12 protein-coding genes and 1 tRNA gene are annotated in these 14,775 nt (G+C 69.4%); 5 read left to right on the forward strand and 8 right to left on the reverse strand.

The window, feature by feature from the left end; translation table 11 throughout:
* The first annotated feature begins 115 nt into the window (after positions 1-115).
* Both WG212_RS17000 and WG212_RS17005 read left to right on the forward strand, forming a co-directional pair.
* Positions 116-1,045 (forward strand): fatty acid desaturase, encoded by a 930-nt coding sequence (locus WG212_RS17000; RefSeq protein ID WP_337188304.1) that lies wholly within the window; start codon positions 116-118, stop codon positions 1,043-1,045.
* A gap of 47 nt (positions 1,046-1,092) precedes the next feature.
* Positions 1,093-2,955, forward strand: a complete 1,863-nt coding sequence (locus tag WG212_RS17005) for an FAD-dependent oxidoreductase (RefSeq protein WP_337188305.1) — start codon at positions 1,093-1,095, stop codon at positions 2,953-2,955.
* A 100-nt stretch (positions 2,956-3,055) separates the two neighbouring features.
* Here the strand turns inward: WG212_RS17005 and WG212_RS17010 are convergent, their stop codons facing one another.
* From WG212_RS17010 to WG212_RS17020, 3 genes are read right to left on the reverse strand one after another with little or no spacing between them, the layout of a single operon-like run.
* Positions 3,056-4,111: a 2-oxoacid:ferredoxin oxidoreductase subunit beta gene (locus WG212_RS17010; RefSeq protein WP_337188306.1), complete on the reverse strand. Its 1,056-nt coding sequence runs from the start codon at positions 4,109-4,111 to the stop codon at positions 3,056-3,058.
* Positions 4,108-5,958 carry a 2-oxoacid:acceptor oxidoreductase subunit alpha gene (locus tag WG212_RS17015; protein ID WP_337188307.1) on the reverse strand — a complete coding sequence of 617 codons (1,851 nt, stop codon included), beginning with the start codon at positions 5,956-5,958 and terminating at the stop codon, positions 4,108-4,110. Before WG212_RS17015 ends, WG212_RS17010 begins: the two co-directional genes overlap by 4 nt.
* On the reverse strand, positions 5,951-7,750 hold the full coding sequence (locus tag WG212_RS17020) for an FAD-dependent oxidoreductase (protein ID WP_337188308.1): 1,800 nt from the start codon (positions 7,748-7,750) through the stop codon (positions 5,951-5,953). The genes WG212_RS17015 and WG212_RS17020 overlap by 8 nt, the downstream gene beginning before the upstream one ends.
* Before the next feature lie 309 nt (positions 7,751-8,059).
* On the opposite strand from WG212_RS17020, the gene WG212_RS17025 reads away from it, so the two are divergent.
* On the forward strand, positions 8,060-8,290 hold the full coding sequence (locus WG212_RS17025; RefSeq protein ID WP_337188309.1) for a hypothetical protein: 231 nt from the start codon (positions 8,060-8,062) through the stop codon (positions 8,288-8,290).
* 155 nt (positions 8,291-8,445) lie between these two features.
* On the opposite strand, the gene WG212_RS17030 is transcribed toward WG212_RS17025, so the two are convergent.
* Positions 8,446-9,222: a Fic family protein gene (locus tag WG212_RS17030; RefSeq protein ID WP_337188310.1), complete on the reverse strand. Its 777-nt coding sequence runs from the start codon at positions 9,220-9,222 to the stop codon at positions 8,446-8,448.
* Positions 9,223-9,409: 187 nt separating this feature from the next.
* Positions 9,410-10,768 carry a trigger factor gene (gene tig, locus WG212_RS17035; RefSeq protein WP_337188449.1) on the reverse strand — a complete coding sequence of 453 codons (1,359 nt, stop codon included), beginning with the start codon at positions 10,766-10,768 and terminating at the stop codon, positions 9,410-9,412.
* A gap of 269 nt (positions 10,769-11,037) precedes the next feature.
* Between tig and WG212_RS17040 the strand changes: the two genes are divergently transcribed.
* Positions 11,038-11,122: transfer RNA gene (locus WG212_RS17040), tRNA-Leu, on the forward strand.
* Between the two features lie 69 nt (positions 11,123-11,191).
* Positions 11,192-12,418, forward strand: a complete 1,227-nt coding sequence (locus WG212_RS17045) for a glycosyltransferase (RefSeq protein WP_337188311.1) — start codon at positions 11,192-11,194, stop codon at positions 12,416-12,418.
* Between the two features lie 36 nt (positions 12,419-12,454).
* On the opposite strand, the gene WG212_RS17050 is transcribed toward WG212_RS17045, so the two are convergent.
* Genes WG212_RS17050 through WG212_RS17060 form a run of 3 tightly spaced genes read right to left on the reverse strand, consistent with a single transcriptional unit; the run spans position 12,455 to position 14,698 of the window.
* Positions 12,455-12,787, reverse strand: a complete 333-nt coding sequence (locus WG212_RS17050; protein WP_337188312.1) for a peptidase inhibitor I78 — start codon at positions 12,785-12,787, stop codon at positions 12,455-12,457.
* Complete coding sequence (locus tag WG212_RS17055) at positions 12,784-13,248, reverse strand: DNA polymerase III subunit chi (protein ID WP_337188313.1); 465 nt, start codon at positions 13,246-13,248, stop codon at positions 12,784-12,786. The genes WG212_RS17050 and WG212_RS17055 overlap by 4 nt, the downstream gene beginning before the upstream one ends.
* Before the next feature lies 1 nt (position 13,249).
* Positions 13,250-14,698, reverse strand: coding sequence for a leucyl aminopeptidase (locus WG212_RS17060; RefSeq protein WP_337188314.1), 1,449 nt, complete (start codon positions 14,696-14,698; stop codon positions 13,250-13,252).
* Between the last annotated feature and the right edge of the window lie 77 nt (positions 14,699-14,775).

Below are 14,775 nucleotides of genomic sequence, written 5' to 3' on the forward strand. Positions count from 1 at the left end.
ACTACCCAGCCAACCCCGAGAAAAGGTGACGCGCTCGTCATTTTTGAGTCGCTTTGAATTTAGAAGTTGCTATCATTCCCTCGAACTCAGGGCAACTGAGGCGGAGGACGAGCCGATGGACGACGGGTCTCTCGACGTGAAGGCGCTGCGCGCCGCAGCGGGCCTCTCCCACGCCGAGGAAAAACGGATCGCCCTGTCGCTCTCGCCCGCGGTCGCGTGGCCGACGCTGGTGCTGGCGGTCGCCCTGCCGACGACCCTGCTGAGCGTGATCCATCTCGGCTTCACCGGCGTCATTCCGCTGTGGGCCTGCACGCCGATCCTGACGGTGGTGTCCTACGCCCACTACTCGCTCGTCCACGAGTCCATCCACGGCAACGTCGTCTCGAAGCCGACCCGCCTGGCCTGGATCAACACCGTTGTCGGCTGGATCGGCGCGCTCGGCATGGGGGCCGGATGGCCGGCGCTCCAGCGCACGCATCTGCTGCACCACGCCCACACCAACACCGAGCGCGATCCCGACATCTTCGTGAAGGGGACCTTCGTCCAGCTGCTCATCAAGTGGCTGGTGATGCTGCCGATGAGCCTGACGCCGTTGTTCGCGCTGCGGTTCATCAACGCCGAACGCTACAGGCGCCTCGGCACGATCCTGAGCCCCGCGGAGATCGCGCAGGTCTCGGCCGTGACGGTCTTTACGCTCGCGCTGCTGGTCGCCGCCGTCGCGACGGGCCACGTCCTCGACTGGCTGATGCTCTGGTTCCTGCCGACCCGGCTCGGCGTCCTGATCCTCAACATCTTCTTCCAGTGGGCGCCGCACCATCCGTTCGACCGGACCGAGCGCTATCACAACACGCGTATCAGCCTCTGGCCGGGCGGCGCCTTCCTGCTGCTCCAGCAGAACCTGCACCTGATGCACCACCTCTGGCCCAGCGTGCCCTTCTACAACTACGGCCGCCTGTTCCGCGCCCTGCGTCCGGTGCTCGTGGCCGAAGGCTCACGCATCGAAGGGCTGATGGTCGGACCGCGCCGTCGCGCCATCGGCGGCTGACCCGCACCTTCCAAGACAACCCTCCTGTCGAGAATACGGAGCCGACCATGACCCAGTCCCTCGCCGCCACGGGCGTCCTGATCGAGGCGGAGGACTTCCAGAACTACGGAGGCTGGGTCGTCGACTCCCAGTTCGAGACCCAGATGGGTTCGCCCTACTTGCTGGCCCACGGTCTCGGAAAGCCGGTCGCCGACGCGACGACGGTCGTCACGCTTCCTGCGGCGGGCGAGTTCGAGGTCTGGGTGCGCGCCAAGGATTGGGCGCCCGGCCACCATCCGGGCCGCTTCACGCTCTCGATCGACGGCCAGGTGCTCGACACCGAATTCGGGGCCAACGACCGGGACTGGTCGTGGCAGTCGGCCGGCAAGGTCGCGCTTCCAAAGGGCGAGATCGCGTTGGCGTTGCACGATCTCACCGGCTTCGATGGACGGTGCGACGCGATCTACCTGGGCGCCGACGGCGCGGTCCCGCCCAACGACGTCGACGACGCGAGCCGCAGATGGCGCAAGGCGCTGCGGGGACTGCCGGACGAACCGAGCGACGAAGGGGAGTTCGATGTGGTGGTCGTGGGCGGCGGCGTCTCCGGCTGCGCGGCGGCGCTGACCGCGGCGCGCCTCGGGCAGAGGGTGGCGCTGATCCACGACAGGCCCGTCCTCGGCGGCAACGCCAGCAAGGAGATCGGGCTGATGCCGCGCGGCGCCCAAGGCTCGGTGCTGCGCGAGCTGTCGCAGCGCACGCCCGACGGCGACCTGATGGCGGGCGCGCTGCTGGAAGCCGAGCCCACCGCCGCCGTCTTCATGGAGCACCGCATCGTGGGTGCGAAGCGCGTCGGCGACCGCATCGTCTCGGTCGATGCTGTCGAGGCCAGGGGCGGCTTCGAGCGCCGCTTCCGCGGCAAGGTGTTCATCGACGCGAGCGGCGTGGCACAGCTCGGCGTGCTGGTGGATGCCGAGACCATGTTCGGCCGGGAAGCGCGCTCGGAATTCGACGAGGGCTACGCGCCCGAGGTCGCCGATGAGATGCACCACGGGAACACGCTCTTCTTCCGCACGAGGATGGCGGACCATCCCGTCCCGTTCCCCGAGGTGCCGTGGGCGACCGAGGTCTCGAAGGACTACGCCAACCTGAGCGGGCAGCTCAAGCAGTCCGGCATCGAGAACATGCCCGGCCCCGCCGCCGGCGCGAACCCCGACACGCCGGTGTTCCAGTTCAGCGACACGCCGAGCCAGGCCTGGATGATGCAGTTCCCGGCGACCCACTATTGGGAGTACGGCCAGTGGCTGGACCCCTACACCTCGGGCGAGCTGGTGCGCGACTACCTGATGCGCGCGCTCTACGGCACCTTCTCGAACGTCAAGAACCTGGAGCCCGAGACCTACGCCAACCTCGAGTTCGACTGGATGGCGTTCGTCGCCGCCCAGGGCGAGTTCCGGCGGTACAAGGGTGACTACGTCCTCACCGAAAACGACATCCGCAATCACACCCGTTTCAACGACATGCTGATCGCCAACGACGGGTCCTTCTGCATCCACTGCGCCTGGGCGCCGGGGGAAGGGAAGTACGACTTCCGCCTGAAGGACTGGATCTTCGACGGCCGCGACCAGCAGTCCTACGGGATTCCGTTCCGCTGCCTCTACTCGGCCAACATCGACAACCTGCTGATGGCCGGCAAGCACATCAGCGTCACGCACGTCGCGGGCTCGTCGGTCAAGCTGATGGGCAATGGCGCGCAACATGGCGTCGCCACCGCGGCCGCCGCCTTCCTCTGCAACGAGCACGACACCACGCCGCGCGGGTTGCTCGACAATCATCTCGACAAGCTGCGGAACCTGGTCGATGCGCTCACCGGCCACGACCACGACATGACCAGCCATCCGCCACAGCGGAAGTTCACGGCGGTGCCGGGCTAGACGAGAGTCGCCTCGTGGATGGGTAGCGTGCGCCCGCTTCTGCCGCCAAGCAGCCGTTCACGCCCTGCGCCAAGGCCAAGGTCGCGCCTTCGCCTGAGGACTACCGCAACGCGGCGTTGATCCGCTCCAGGGCCGCCGCGCCGGGCACCAGCTCCGCCTCGCCGAGCTGGTTCAGGGGCGTCTCCACCGTGCCCACGGCGTCGTGCAGGTCGCCGGACTCGGGGTCGACGAACAGCAGGCCGGTGACGATCTGGCCCCGCGCCTGCCGCGCCTGGAGGTAGCCCAGCGCCTGGGCGCGGCTGGAGGGGTTGTAGAGCTCGTTCAGCTTGTGGAGCGAGAGGATCGAGCCGTCGTGCTGCTGGACGCGGACGGTCTCGCCCGGGGCGTAGTCGACCTTGATCTCGTCGCGCGGGGTGATGACGTCGAGGCGGTTCACGGCCTCGTTGTGCTCGCGCACATAGTCGAAGCTCTTGGTCGAGCCGTTGTGGTTGTTGAACTGCACGCACGGGCTGATGCAGTCGATGAAGGCCGCGCCCTTGTGCGCCAGCCCCGCCTTGATGAGGGGGACGAGCTGGGCCTTGTCGCCCGAGAAGCTGCGGGCGACGTAGGTGGCCCCCATCTGGAGGGCCAGGCTGACCATGTCGATGCCGGCGTCGTGGTTGACCACGCCGCGCTTGGACTTGCTGCCCTTGTCGGAGGTGGCCGAGAACTGGCCCTTGGTGAGGCCGTACACGCCGTTGTTCTCGACGATGTAGAGCATGTTGACGCCGCGGCGGATGGCGTGGGCGAACTGGCCCAGGCCGATCGAGGCGCTGTCGCCGTCGCCCGAGACGCCCAGGTAGATCAGGTCGCGGTTGGCCAGGTTGGCGCCGGTCAGCACCGAGGGCATGCGGCCGTGGACGGTGTTGAAGCCGTGGCTGGCGCCCAGGAAATAGTCGGGCGTCTTGGACGAACAGCCGATGCCCGACAGCTTGGCCACCCGGTGGGGCGGCAGCTCCAGCTCGAAACAGGCCTGGATGATCGCCGCCGAGATGCTGTCGTGGCCGCAGCCGGCGCAGAGCGTCGAGACCGAGCCCTCGTAGTCGCGCCGGGTGTAGCCCAGGCTGTTGGTGGGCAGGCTGGGGTGATGCAGCTGGGGCTTGAGGATGTAGGTCATTCGGCCGCCTCGTACTGGCCCTGGGTCAGGCGCGCGGCGATGGCGCCGGCGATGAAGCGCGCGGTGATGGGCGTGCCGTCGTAGTGCAGGATGGCCGGCAGCCGGGCCGGATCGACCTCGCCCTCGTTCATGAGCAGCGTGCGGAGCTGGGCGTCGCGGTTCTGCTCGACCACGAAGACGCGTTCATGGGCGGCGATGAAGTCGAGCACGGAGTCCGGGAACGGGAAGGCGCGGATGCGCAGGGCGTCCACGCGGTGGCCCCGGGCCTCGAGCATCTCGAGCGCCTCGTCCATCGCCGGGCTGGTGGAGCCGTAGTAGATGACGCCGTCGCGGGCCGGACCCTCATGCGCCTTGCCCTTCGCCGGCCGCAGGACCGGCTGGGGCACGAGGGCCTTGGCGGTCTCGAACTTGCGCAGCAGGCGCTCCATGTTGTCGACGTAGACCGCGCCCTCCTCGGAGTAGCGGGCGTAGGGATTGCGCGAGGTGCCGCGGGTGAAATAGCCGCCCTTCGTCGGGTGCGTGCCCGGATAGGTGCGGAAAGGCACGCCGTCGCCGTCCACCTCCTTGTAGCGGCCGAAGTCGGCGCCCGCCTCCAGCATCTCGGCGGTCATCACCTTGCCGCGGTCGAGCCGGCGGCTGTCGTCCCACTGGAAGGGCCGGGTCAGCCACTCGTTCATGCCGATGTCGAGGTCGAGCATGACGAAGACCGTGGTCTGGAGCCGGTCGGCCAGGTCGAACGCCTGGGCGCCCATCTCGAAGCATTCGCCCGGATCGGCCGGCAGCAGCATCGGATGCTTGGTGTCGCCGTGGCCGGCGTAGGCGGCGGCGATCAGGTCGGCCTGCTGGGTGCGGGTGGGCATGCCGGTGGAGGGGCCGCCCCGCTGGACGTCGAAGATCACCGCCGGGATCTCGGCGAAGTAGCTGAGGCCGATGAACTCGGTCATCAGGCTGACGCCCGGCCCCGAGGTGGCGGTGAAGGCGCGGCAGCCGTTCCAGCCGGCGCCCACCACCATGCCGATCGAGGCGATCTCGTCCTCGCCCTGGATGATGGCGTACCGGGCCTTGCCCGTTTCGGGGTCGACGCGCAGGTCCTGGCAATAGGCGGTGAAGGCCTCGGCCAGCGAGGTGGACGGCGTGATCGGATACCAGGCGCAGACGGTGGCGCCGCCATAGACCGCGCCCAGGGCGGCGGCCTGGTTGCCCTCGACATAGATGCGGTCGCCCACCGCGTCGGCGTGCCGGACCTGGAGCGGCAGGGGGGCGAGGAACTTCTGCACATAGCCCACGCCCATGCGCAGGGCCTCGACGTTGGCCTTGATCAGGCGGTCCTTGCCGGCGAAGTCCTCGGCCAGCAGCGCCTCGATGGCGGCGACGTCCATGCCCAGGAGAGCGGCCAGCGCACCGACGTAGATGGTGTTCTTGAAGAGCTGGCGCTCGCGCGGCAGCTCGTAGGCCTCGTTGCACATGGCCGTCAGCGGCACGCCGACGACGGTGACGTCGTCGCGGAAGCGCGAGGCGGGCATGGGCTTGGTGGAATCGTAGAACAGGAAGCCCCCGCTCTCGATCTCGGCCACGTCGCGGTCCCAGGTCTGGGGGTTCATGGCGACCATCAGGTCGACGCCGCCGCGACGGCCCAGGTGGCCGGCCTCGGTGATCCGCACCTCGTACCAGGTGGGCAGGCCCTGGATGTTGGACGGGAAGATGTTGCGCGCCGCCACCGGCACGCCCATCCGCATCACCGCGCGGGCGAAGAGGCCGTTGGCGCTGGCCGAGCCCGAACCGTTGACGTTGGCGAACTTGACGACGAAGTCGTTGACGCGGGCCTCAGAGGGGCGGGCCTCAGGCATGACAGCCCCCCGCATGGGTCGTCTCCAGATACAGCTTCTGCATGTCCCATGCGCCCGTCGGGCACCGCTCGGCGCAGAGGCCGCAGTGCAGGCAGACGTCCTCGTCCTTGGCCATCACCCGGCCGGTGGCCAGCTTGCCCGAGACGTAGAGGTCCTGGGTCAGGTTGACGGCCGGCGCCTTGAGGCGGCCGCGCAGGTCGCCCTCCCCCTCCTCGGTATCCGGCCCGTCCTCGGTGAAGGTGATGCAGTCCATCGGGCAGATGTCGACGCAGGCGTCGCACTCGATGCAGAGCTTGTCGGCGAACACGGTCTGGGCGTCGCAGTTGAGGCACCGCTGGGCCTCCATCAGCGCCAGGTCGCGGTCGAAACCCAGCTCCACCTCCAGGCGGACGTCGCGCAACGCCTCGCCCTTGTCGCGCATCGGGACCTTGAAGCGCCGGTCGTTCGAAATGTCGTTGTCGTAGCTCCACTCGTGGATGCCCATCTTCTGGCTGACGAGCGTGGCGGTGGGCGGCGGGCGGTCGGCAACGTCCTGGCCGTGGCAGAACTTGTGGATCGAGACGGCGGCCTCGTGGCCGTGGGCCACGGCCCAGATGATGTTCTTGGGCCCGAACGCGGCGTCGCCGCCGAAGAAGACCCCGGGCAGCGTCGACTGGAAGGTGGCGGGATCGACCTTGGGCATGTGCCATTCGTCGAACTCGAGGCCGATGTCACCCTCGATCCAGGGGAAGGCGTTCTCCTGGCCCACGGCCACCAGCACGTCGTCGCAGGCGTGGTGCTCGTCGGGTTCGCCCGAGGGGACCAGCCTGCGGCGGCCGCGGTCGTCGAACTCGGCCTTCACCACCTCGAAGAGGACGCCCGTCAGCCGGCCGCCCTCGTGGGTGAACGCCTTGGGCACGCGCATGTTGAGGATCGGGATGTCCTCGTGCATGGCGTCCTCCTTCTCCCAGGGGGACGCCTTCATCTCCTCGAAGCCGGACCGGACGATGACCTTGACGTCCTCGCCGCCCAGGCGGCGCGACGTGCGGCAGCAGTCCATGGCGGTGTTGCCGCCGCCCAGCACGATGACGCGACGGCCGATCGTCGCGATGTGGCCGAACGAGACGCTGGCCAGCCAGTCGATGCCGATGTGGATGTTGGCCGCGGCCTCCTGGCGGCCCGGCAGGTCCAGGTCGCGGCCGCGCGGCGCGCCCGAGCCCACGAACACGGCGTCGTACCCTTCGTCGAGCAGCCCCTTCAGGCTGTCGACCCGCTGGCCCAGGCGAAGGTCCACGCCGCCCAGGCGGGTGACGAAGCCGACCTCCTCGTCGATGACCTCCTCCGGGAGGCGGAAACGCGGGATCTGGCTGCGGATGAAGCCGCCGGCCTTGGCCTCGGCGTCGTAGAGCACCAGGTCGTAGCCCAGGGTCGCGAGGTCGCGCGCCACCGTCAGCGAGGCCGGCCCCGCGCCCACCAGCGCCACGCGCTTGCCGTTCCGCACTGTGGCCGGCTCGGGCATGCGGGCCAGGACATCACCCTTGTTGTCGGCCGCCACACGCTTCAGCCGGCAGATGGCCACCGGCTCGTCCTCGACCCGGCCGCGGCGGCACGCCGGCTCGCAGGGCCGGTCGCAGGTGCGGCCCAGCACGCCCGGGAAGACGTTGGACGTCCAGTTGATCATGTAGGCGTCCGAATACCGACCCTCGGCGATCAGCCGGATGTATTCGGGAACGGGGGTGTGGGCCGGACAGGCCCACTGGCAATCGACGACCTTGTGAAAGTAGTCGGGACCAGCCTCACGCGTGCGCTGCAAAACTCGCTTCCTTCCGGGACGCTCTACTCCCGGAGCGAGATGTCGCCCCTGTTGGTCAGGGGTGGCTTCACGCCCCGGCGCGGCGTTGAGTCTCAAGCGTACGTGCCGCACGCTACGGAAGCCAACGAATTCGTGATCGGTCCCCTGCGACGGGTCCCCGGCCCCGCGCACTGGCTGCGCACTGGCCGCACACTGGACTGTGATCGGCGTGGCGACGGCCGGGCCATTTCCGGCGTTGGCGACCGCAAGGTGTGAATGATACCTTAACTTTGGGAGAGGCCTCGCGCCCGCGAGGTACGGGAGACACGCATGGACCCGCACACGCACGCCGTGCCCGAAGACGCGCGCGCTTCTGACGCCGTCGTTTCCGACGCCGCGGTTTCCGGCGCCGGCGCCGGTTTCGAGGCCTTCGACGAATTCGCCCCGTCAGGCTTGGCGCCGCTCGACCCGACCGACGCGTTCAACCTGCACCGCGCCATCAACGAACGCCGCGCCCAGGTGGAAAATCCCGAACTGCTGAAGCATCTGCGCTCGCTCTAGCGACCATCCCTCCCCACAGGGGAACCCGGGCCGTAGAGCATGCCGGCGTCGTGGCGAACGTGGCGCCGCCGTCCAAACGCTCGCGCCGATGACCGTCCGTATGGAAGCATCGTCGGCGCAGGTCGCCATCTGCACCACGACTTGCGAGGCGTCCGTCAGGACGCCGGCGGCCGACCCCGCTCAGGCCGGCCTGGCAGCGCTTCGCGAAAGGCGTTCAGGTACGCCTCCAGGGTGGCGTCCAGGCGCTCGTGCATGAGGGTCTGCAAGGGAACGAGGTCCTCGACAAGCGACGCCCGCTCCAACGCATCGAGATAGCGCGCGCGATCCTCGGGCCGGACGGCCACAGGCGCATAGCCGCCGCGCAGAAGCATGAGGTTCATGAGCAGGCGCGCCGTGCGGCCGTTGCCGTCGCTGAACGGGTGGATGGCCGTCAGCCGGAAATGCGTCCCGAACGCCGACGCCGGCGAGAGCGGCGCGGTTTCGAGCTCACGGCCGAACGCGTCCATCAGCTCGGGGATCTTCAGCGGATTCGGGAACACCACGGCCGAGCCCGCGATCCGGCGGGAATGGTCGCTGTAGACGCCGGCGATCTCCGGCCTGCTGCGCGCCACGATGCGCCGGTGCAGTTCGGTCACGGTGGTCTCGCCGAGCGGCGTGTCGCGGCTGGCGAGCTCGCGCATCCAGCGCACGGCCTGATAGTGGTCCTCGGCTTCGAGATGGTCGCGTAGCGGTTTGCCTCCGACCGTAATGCCATGCTCGATGAGTTCCGCCGTTTCGCGATGCGTCAGCGTGTTTCCCTCGATCGCGTTCGACGTGTAGGTCAGTTCGACATCGTAATAGTGGACGAGGTTCTTGAGCGCGTCCGGACGCAGCGGCCGGAGCCGGTCCAGCTCCGCCTTCTTCTTCTCTATGCTGCGTTTCAACTGTTGCATGAGAAATCAACTCTAGAGTGATCACCCATGATAACCTAACGGCCGAAGAACGCATCCTCGCCACGCTCGCGCGAGAACCGCGCCTGGATGGTTTCGGCGGGGACGGCTTCGGCCCGGCTGGCGGCGCACGACCGGCCGAAGCCGCGCAAGCTTCGGCGCCTGACGGACCTCGGACGCGCCTGCCCGCCTACTCGGCGTAGCCGGCGGGCAGGTCGTCTTCCTTCAGGAGGTCGTCCTTCGACACCGCCTGATCCTCGACCTTGGCCTTGGAGACGATGAGGTCGACGACCTTGTCCTCGAAGATCGGGGCGCGGAGCTGGGCCTGGGCGTTGGCGTTCTGGCGCAGCAGGTTGAAGATCTCCTGGGCCTGGGCGCCGTACTTGATGGCCTCGCGGCGGATCGCCTCGTTCAGCTCGGCCTCGGTGACCTGGACGTTGGCGTTGCGACCGATCTCGGCCAGCACGAGGCCCAGGCGCACGCGCCGCTCGGCGATCTTGCGGTATTCCTTCCGGAGCTGGTCGTCGGTCTTGTCGGCGTCTTCCGGGGGAAGCTGGCCGGCGGCCTTGTCCTGCTCCACCTGCTGCCAGATCGAGCCGAATTCGGCCTCGACCATCTTGGGCGGCAGCGGGAAGTCGTGCTTCGAATCCAGCTCGTCCAGCAGGGCGCGCTTGAGCTTGAAGCGCGAGGCGCCGGCGTACTGCTCGTCGAGGTTGCCCTTCACCAGCTCCTTGAGCTTCTCCAGGCTCTCCAGGCCGAGGCGCTTGGCGAACTCGTCGTCGGCCGGCGCGTCCACGGGCGCGCGGACTTCCTTGACCTTGGTCTCGAACTCGGCGGCCTTACCCGCCAGGTGCGCGGCCTGGTAGCCTTCCGGGAACGTCACCTTCACGGTCACGTCGCTGTCGGGCTTGGCGCCCACGAGCTGTTCCTCGAAGCCCGGGATGAACTGGCCCGAGCCCAGCACCAGCTCGACGTCGGTGGCCGTGCCGCCCTCGAAGGCCTCGCCGTCCACGCGGCCGACGAAATCGACCACGAGCTGGTCGCCGTCCTTGGCCTTCACGGTCTTGCCCGTGCGCGGCTCATAGGTGCGGTTCTGCTTCGCCAGTTCGGCGACCGCCTCGTCCACCTCGGCCTCGGTGGGCGCGTAGACCGGACGGGTCAGCGACAGGGTGGCGGCGTCCACCGGCTCGAACTCGGGCATCAGGTCGACGGTCAGCTCGTAGGCGAGGTCGGCCTTGCCGTCGATCACGGCCTCGATGTCGCCCTCGGGCTTCAGCTCGGGCTCGCCGGCGGGGCGCAGCTTGTTGTCGTCCAGCACCTTCTGGGTGCTTTCGGTCAGGCTCTGCTGGACGACCTCGCTCATCAGGGCCTTGCCGTACAGGCGGCGCACATGGGCGGTCGGCACCTTGCCGGGCCGGAAGCCCTTCACGTTGAGAGTCGGTGCGATCTCCTTGATCCGGGCCTCCAGACGCTCGGAAAGCTCGGCGACCGGGACGGTCACGCCATAGACGCGGCTCAGGCCTTCGCCGGACTTCTCAACGATCTGCATCGACATTCTTAGTTTCCTGGACGCGGGACGCGGCGTGCGCCCGAGCACCCTCTCAAGCCAAACGGGGAAGGCCGCCGGACAGGGCCCGGCGGCGCGAACGCGCCTTATGTCACGGCGGCGGCGGCCGTGAAAGCCCCCGAAAAGCCCGCCAAAGCGGCCCGGAAACCTCGCCGAAGCCCGAACGGAAGACGCCGGCGCCGTCCGGGTCGCCCGCCAAGTCGGCCCTTGACGCGCCGCCCCGCGCCCGCGATGGCAGGCGCCGGCCCCATGCGGATGTGGCGGAATTGGTAGACGCACTGGATTTAGGTTCCAGCGCCGCGAGGCGTGGAGGTTCGACTCCTCTCATCCGCACCAGGGATCTTCGGCGGGCGGCGTAAGCAGCGCGTGAGTGACAGGCGGCCGGCGGGCGGGCAGATAGCCGCCATGTCCCGCGGCGTCCTCTTCGTCCACAACAACTTCCCCGGCCAGTTCCGCGACCTCGCCGAGACCCTGGTCGCGCGCGGGGTCCCCTGCTGCGCCATCGCCCAGGACCATGCCGGCGCCGTGGAAGGCGTCCGGATGGCGCGCTACGCGCTCCCCCGGGGGACGACACTGAACATCTTCCCCCTCGCGGTCCGGGCCGAGGCGGACCTGATCCGCGGGCGGTCCGCCTTCGAAGCCGCGCGGTCGCTGAAGCACGAGGGCTGGGACCCGGCGGTCATCGTGGGCCATCCCGGCTGGGGCGAGATGACCTTCCTGCGAGACCTGTTCCCCGAGGCGCGCCAGGTGGTGTTCGCCGAGTTCTGGTATCGCGGCCGCGGGCTGGATGTGGGTTTCGACACCGAATTCTTCCCGCACGACCAGGACTCGGTGCTCCGCGCCGACGCCAAGAACGCGGTGATGAGCCTGGCCTGCGCGGACGCGGACGCCATCGTCTGCCCGACCCCGTTCCAGGCGGGCGCGCTGCCCCGCGCGTTCCGGTCGCAGGCTCGGATCATCCACGAGGGGATCGACATCGACCTGGCCCGGCCCGGCCCCGCCGCGCCCTTCCCCCTTCCCGACGGGCGGACGCTGTCGCCCGGGACGCCGGTCGTCACCTACGTCAACAACAACATGGAGCCGCTGCGCGGGCTGCACGTCTTCGCGCGCGCCCTGCCCCGCCTGCTGCGGGAGGCGCCCGACGCCCATGTGCTGATCATCGGAGAGGCGGCGCGGCGGCCCTATGGCGGCAGCGCCGCGGACGGGCGGTCGTGGCGGGAGGTCTGTTTCGACGGCGTCGAGATCGACCCGGCGCGCGTAGGCTTCCTGGGCCGGACGCCCCACACGGTCATGCTGGACGCCCTGCGCCTGGGGTGCGCCCACGTCTACTACACCTACCCCTTCGTGCTCTCGTGGTCGCTGTGCGAGGCGATGGCCTGTGGCTGCTACGTCATCGGCTCCGACACCCCGCCGCTGCACGACGCGATCGAGAATGGAATCAACGGCCGGCTGCTGCCCTTCTTCGACCATGACGCGCTCGCCGGCGCGCTCGTCGAAGCGTGTCGCGACCCCGGCGCCTACGCCGCCCAGCGCCAGGCCGCCCGCGAGACGGCGGTCGCCCGCTTCGACCGCGTGAAGGGCCGCGAGGCGTGGCTGGGGCTGCTGCGCGAACTGGGCGTCGCCATCCGCTGAAACGTCGAAAGGCGGCAGGCCGCGACGGACGCGGCGTCAGCCGCAGCGGACCTCCTTGATGATCCCGGTCGCGGCGTCGAAGTAGAAGTTCAGGCGATCGACGCGATAGTCCATCGTCACCGGGCAGGTGGTGCAGGCGACGCGCTGACGCTCGGGCCTCACCGGCGTCGGGATCTCGCTGCGGGGGCGCCCGACCAGATGCTGGTGCTCGGCCGCGCCACAGGTGTCGGGCGCCGGCGGCGGCGCAGGCGGTTCCGGAGGGGTGGGCGGCGCAGGCGCCGGCGGCGGCTCCGGCGCGGACGGGGTGGAACATCCGGCCAGGCTTCCCCCCAGGGCGGCCACGGCCATCGCCACGATCCAAGCCTTCATGCCTGCTTCTCCCATCGGCCGCCCTGCTGGCGCCAGTACGACACCGGATGTCCGCGGCCCTTCACCAGGCTCCAGAGCCCGCGGGCGTTCCGGAGCTGGACCTCGTCGCCGCCGTCGAAGAGGACCACGCAGCGGCTGTAGCCGTCCAGGTCTCCCGGCTCGGCCCCGTCGATCAGGAACAGGGCGTCGGCGCCGTTCGGATTGGCCTCGTCCGTGGTGAGCAGGATCGGCTGGCGCGGCGCCACGGCCTCACCGGCCGGGCCGTGCGGCAGGAAGCTGTCGTCGCGGTAGCTCCAGAGCCAGCCGTCCAGGTGCTCCACCCGCTCGGGCGCCGACGAGCGGACGATGGCCCGCCAGCCCCGCTGAAGCGTCTTCTCCAGCAGTTCGGGCAGGGCCTGGTCCAGCCCGGTGCGCTCCAGGTGGTAGAACCAGACCTCGCAGGCGGACGCAGGCTCGGCCACGTCAGCCCTCGTATCTGTCCCGGACCAGGCGGTTCAGGAGCCGGATGCCGTAGCCCGTGGCGCCGTCCGGGCTGGTGGGCACGGCCGAGGGCTTCTTCCAGGCGGTGGAGGCGATGTCGAGGTGGGCCCAGGGCGTGTCGCCCACGAACCGCTTGAGGAACAGGGCGGCGGTGATCGAGCCGCCCGGCCGGCCGCCGGTATTCTTCATGTCGGCGATCATCGAGTCGATCTGCTTGTTGTAGGCGTCGGGCATGGGCATCCGCCACAGGCCCTCTTCCTCGGCCCTGGCGGCCGCCAGCAGGTCTTCGGCCAGCGCGTCGTCGTTGGAGAAGCAGCCCGCCAGGTCGTTGCCCAGCGAGATGATGATGGCGCCCGTGAGCGTGGCCAGGTCGACCATGAACCTGGGCTTGAAGCGGTCGTTGCAGTACCAGAGCGCGTCGGCCAGCACGAGGCGGCCCTCGGCGTCGGTGTTCACCACCTCGATCGTCTGGCCCGACATGGAGGTCAGGACGTCGCCCGGCCGGTAGCTGTTCCCGTCCGGCATGTTCTCGACCAGGCCCAGGACGCCCACGGCGTTCACCTTCGCCTTGCGGCCGGCCAGGACGTGCATGAGGCCCGCCACGGCCCCGGCGCCGCCCATGTCCCACTTCATGTCCTCCATGCCGTCGGCCGGCTTCAGCGAGATGCCGCCGGTGTCGAAGCACACGCCCTTGCCGACGAAGGCCACAGGCTGGGCCGATTTATCGGCGGCGCCGTTCCAGCGGATGACGACGAGCTGGCTCTCGCGGATGCTGCCCTGCCCCACCGCCAGCAGCGAACCCATGCCCAGCGCCTTCATCTCGGCCTCGCCCAGGATCTCGATCTCCAGGCCCAGGCTCTCCAGCGCCTTCACCCTCCGGGCGAACTCGGCGGGGAAGAGGACGTTCGGCGGCTCGGACACCAAGTCGCGGGTGAAGCTGACGGCGTTGGCCAGGGCCGCCATGTCGGCGAACGCGCCCAGCGCGTCGTCGGCGGCGTCGGTGACCACCAGGGTCTTCACGATCGACGGCTTCTTGTCGGCCGGCTCCTTGGTCCGGTACTTGTCGAAGCGATAGCTGGCCAGCCGCACGCCCAGCGCCGCATGGGCCGCCAGCCCGGCGCCCTCGATGCCCTCGATGCGGAGCGTCTCCAGCCCCGACGCCTTCACCGCCGCATAGGCGCTGGCCGCCGCGTGCTCGGCGCCGAGGGCGCCGAAGGCGTCCTTCTTGCCCGCGCCCACCAGGACGAGGCGCGCCGCGTCGGTCCCCTGCGGCGCGAGGATATCGAGCGTCTGGCCCTTGGCGCCGGTGAAGCGGCTGGCCGCCACGGCCTGGGCCACGGCGCCGGCCTGGACCTCGCCCTCGAAGACGACGCGGGCTAGGGCGGTCCTGGCGGGAATCGCGGCGCCGGCCGCGATGAACTCGATATCCATTTCGACGTCTCTCTAGCAGGTGCGACTGCGGCCCACGGTCAGGTTGTGCGGGGCGGCGACGCATGATTTAGAACAGG

It is taken from the genome of Phenylobacterium sp. (genome assembly GCF_037189685.1).
Taxonomy (GTDB): domain Bacteria; phylum Pseudomonadota; class Alphaproteobacteria; order Caulobacterales; family Caulobacteraceae; genus Phenylobacterium.

What these genes read in the sequence shown, in the direction of transcription:
- WG212_RS17000 (WP_337188304.1), top strand. Translation starts at nt 116, where the DNA reads ATGGACGACGGGTCTCTCGACGTGAAGGCGCTGCGCGCCGCAGCGGGC.
- WG212_RS17005 (WP_337188305.1), top strand. Translation starts at nt 1,093, where the DNA reads ATGACCCAGTCCCTCGCCGCCACGGGCGTCCTGATCGAGGCGGAGGAC.
- WG212_RS17010 (WP_337188306.1), bottom strand. Translation starts at nt 4,111, where the DNA reads ATGACCTACATCCTCAAGCCCCAGCTGCATCACCCCAGCCTGCCCACC.
- WG212_RS17015 (WP_337188307.1), bottom strand. Translation starts at nt 5,958, where the DNA reads ATGCCTGAGGCCCGCCCCTCTGAGGCCCGCGTCAACGACTTCGTCGTC.
- WG212_RS17025 (WP_337188309.1), top strand. Translation starts at nt 8,060, where the DNA reads ATGGACCCGCACACGCACGCCGTGCCCGAAGACGCGCGCGCTTCTGAC.
- WG212_RS17030 (WP_337188310.1), bottom strand. Translation starts at nt 9,222, where the DNA reads ATGCAACAGTTGAAACGCAGCATAGAGAAGAAGAAGGCGGAGCTGGAC.
- tig (WP_337188449.1), bottom strand. Translation starts at nt 10,768, where the DNA reads ATGCAGATCGTTGAGAAGTCCGGCGAAGGCCTGAGCCGCGTCTATGGC.
- WG212_RS17045 (WP_337188311.1), top strand. Translation starts at nt 11,192, where the DNA reads ATGTCCCGCGGCGTCCTCTTCGTCCACAACAACTTCCCCGGCCAGTTC.
- WG212_RS17050 (WP_337188312.1), bottom strand. Translation starts at nt 12,787, where the DNA reads ATGAAGGCTTGGATCGTGGCGATGGCCGTGGCCGCCCTGGGGGGAAGC.
- WG212_RS17060 (WP_337188314.1), bottom strand. Translation starts at nt 14,698, where the DNA reads ATGGATATCGAGTTCATCGCGGCCGGCGCCGCGATTCCCGCCAGGACC.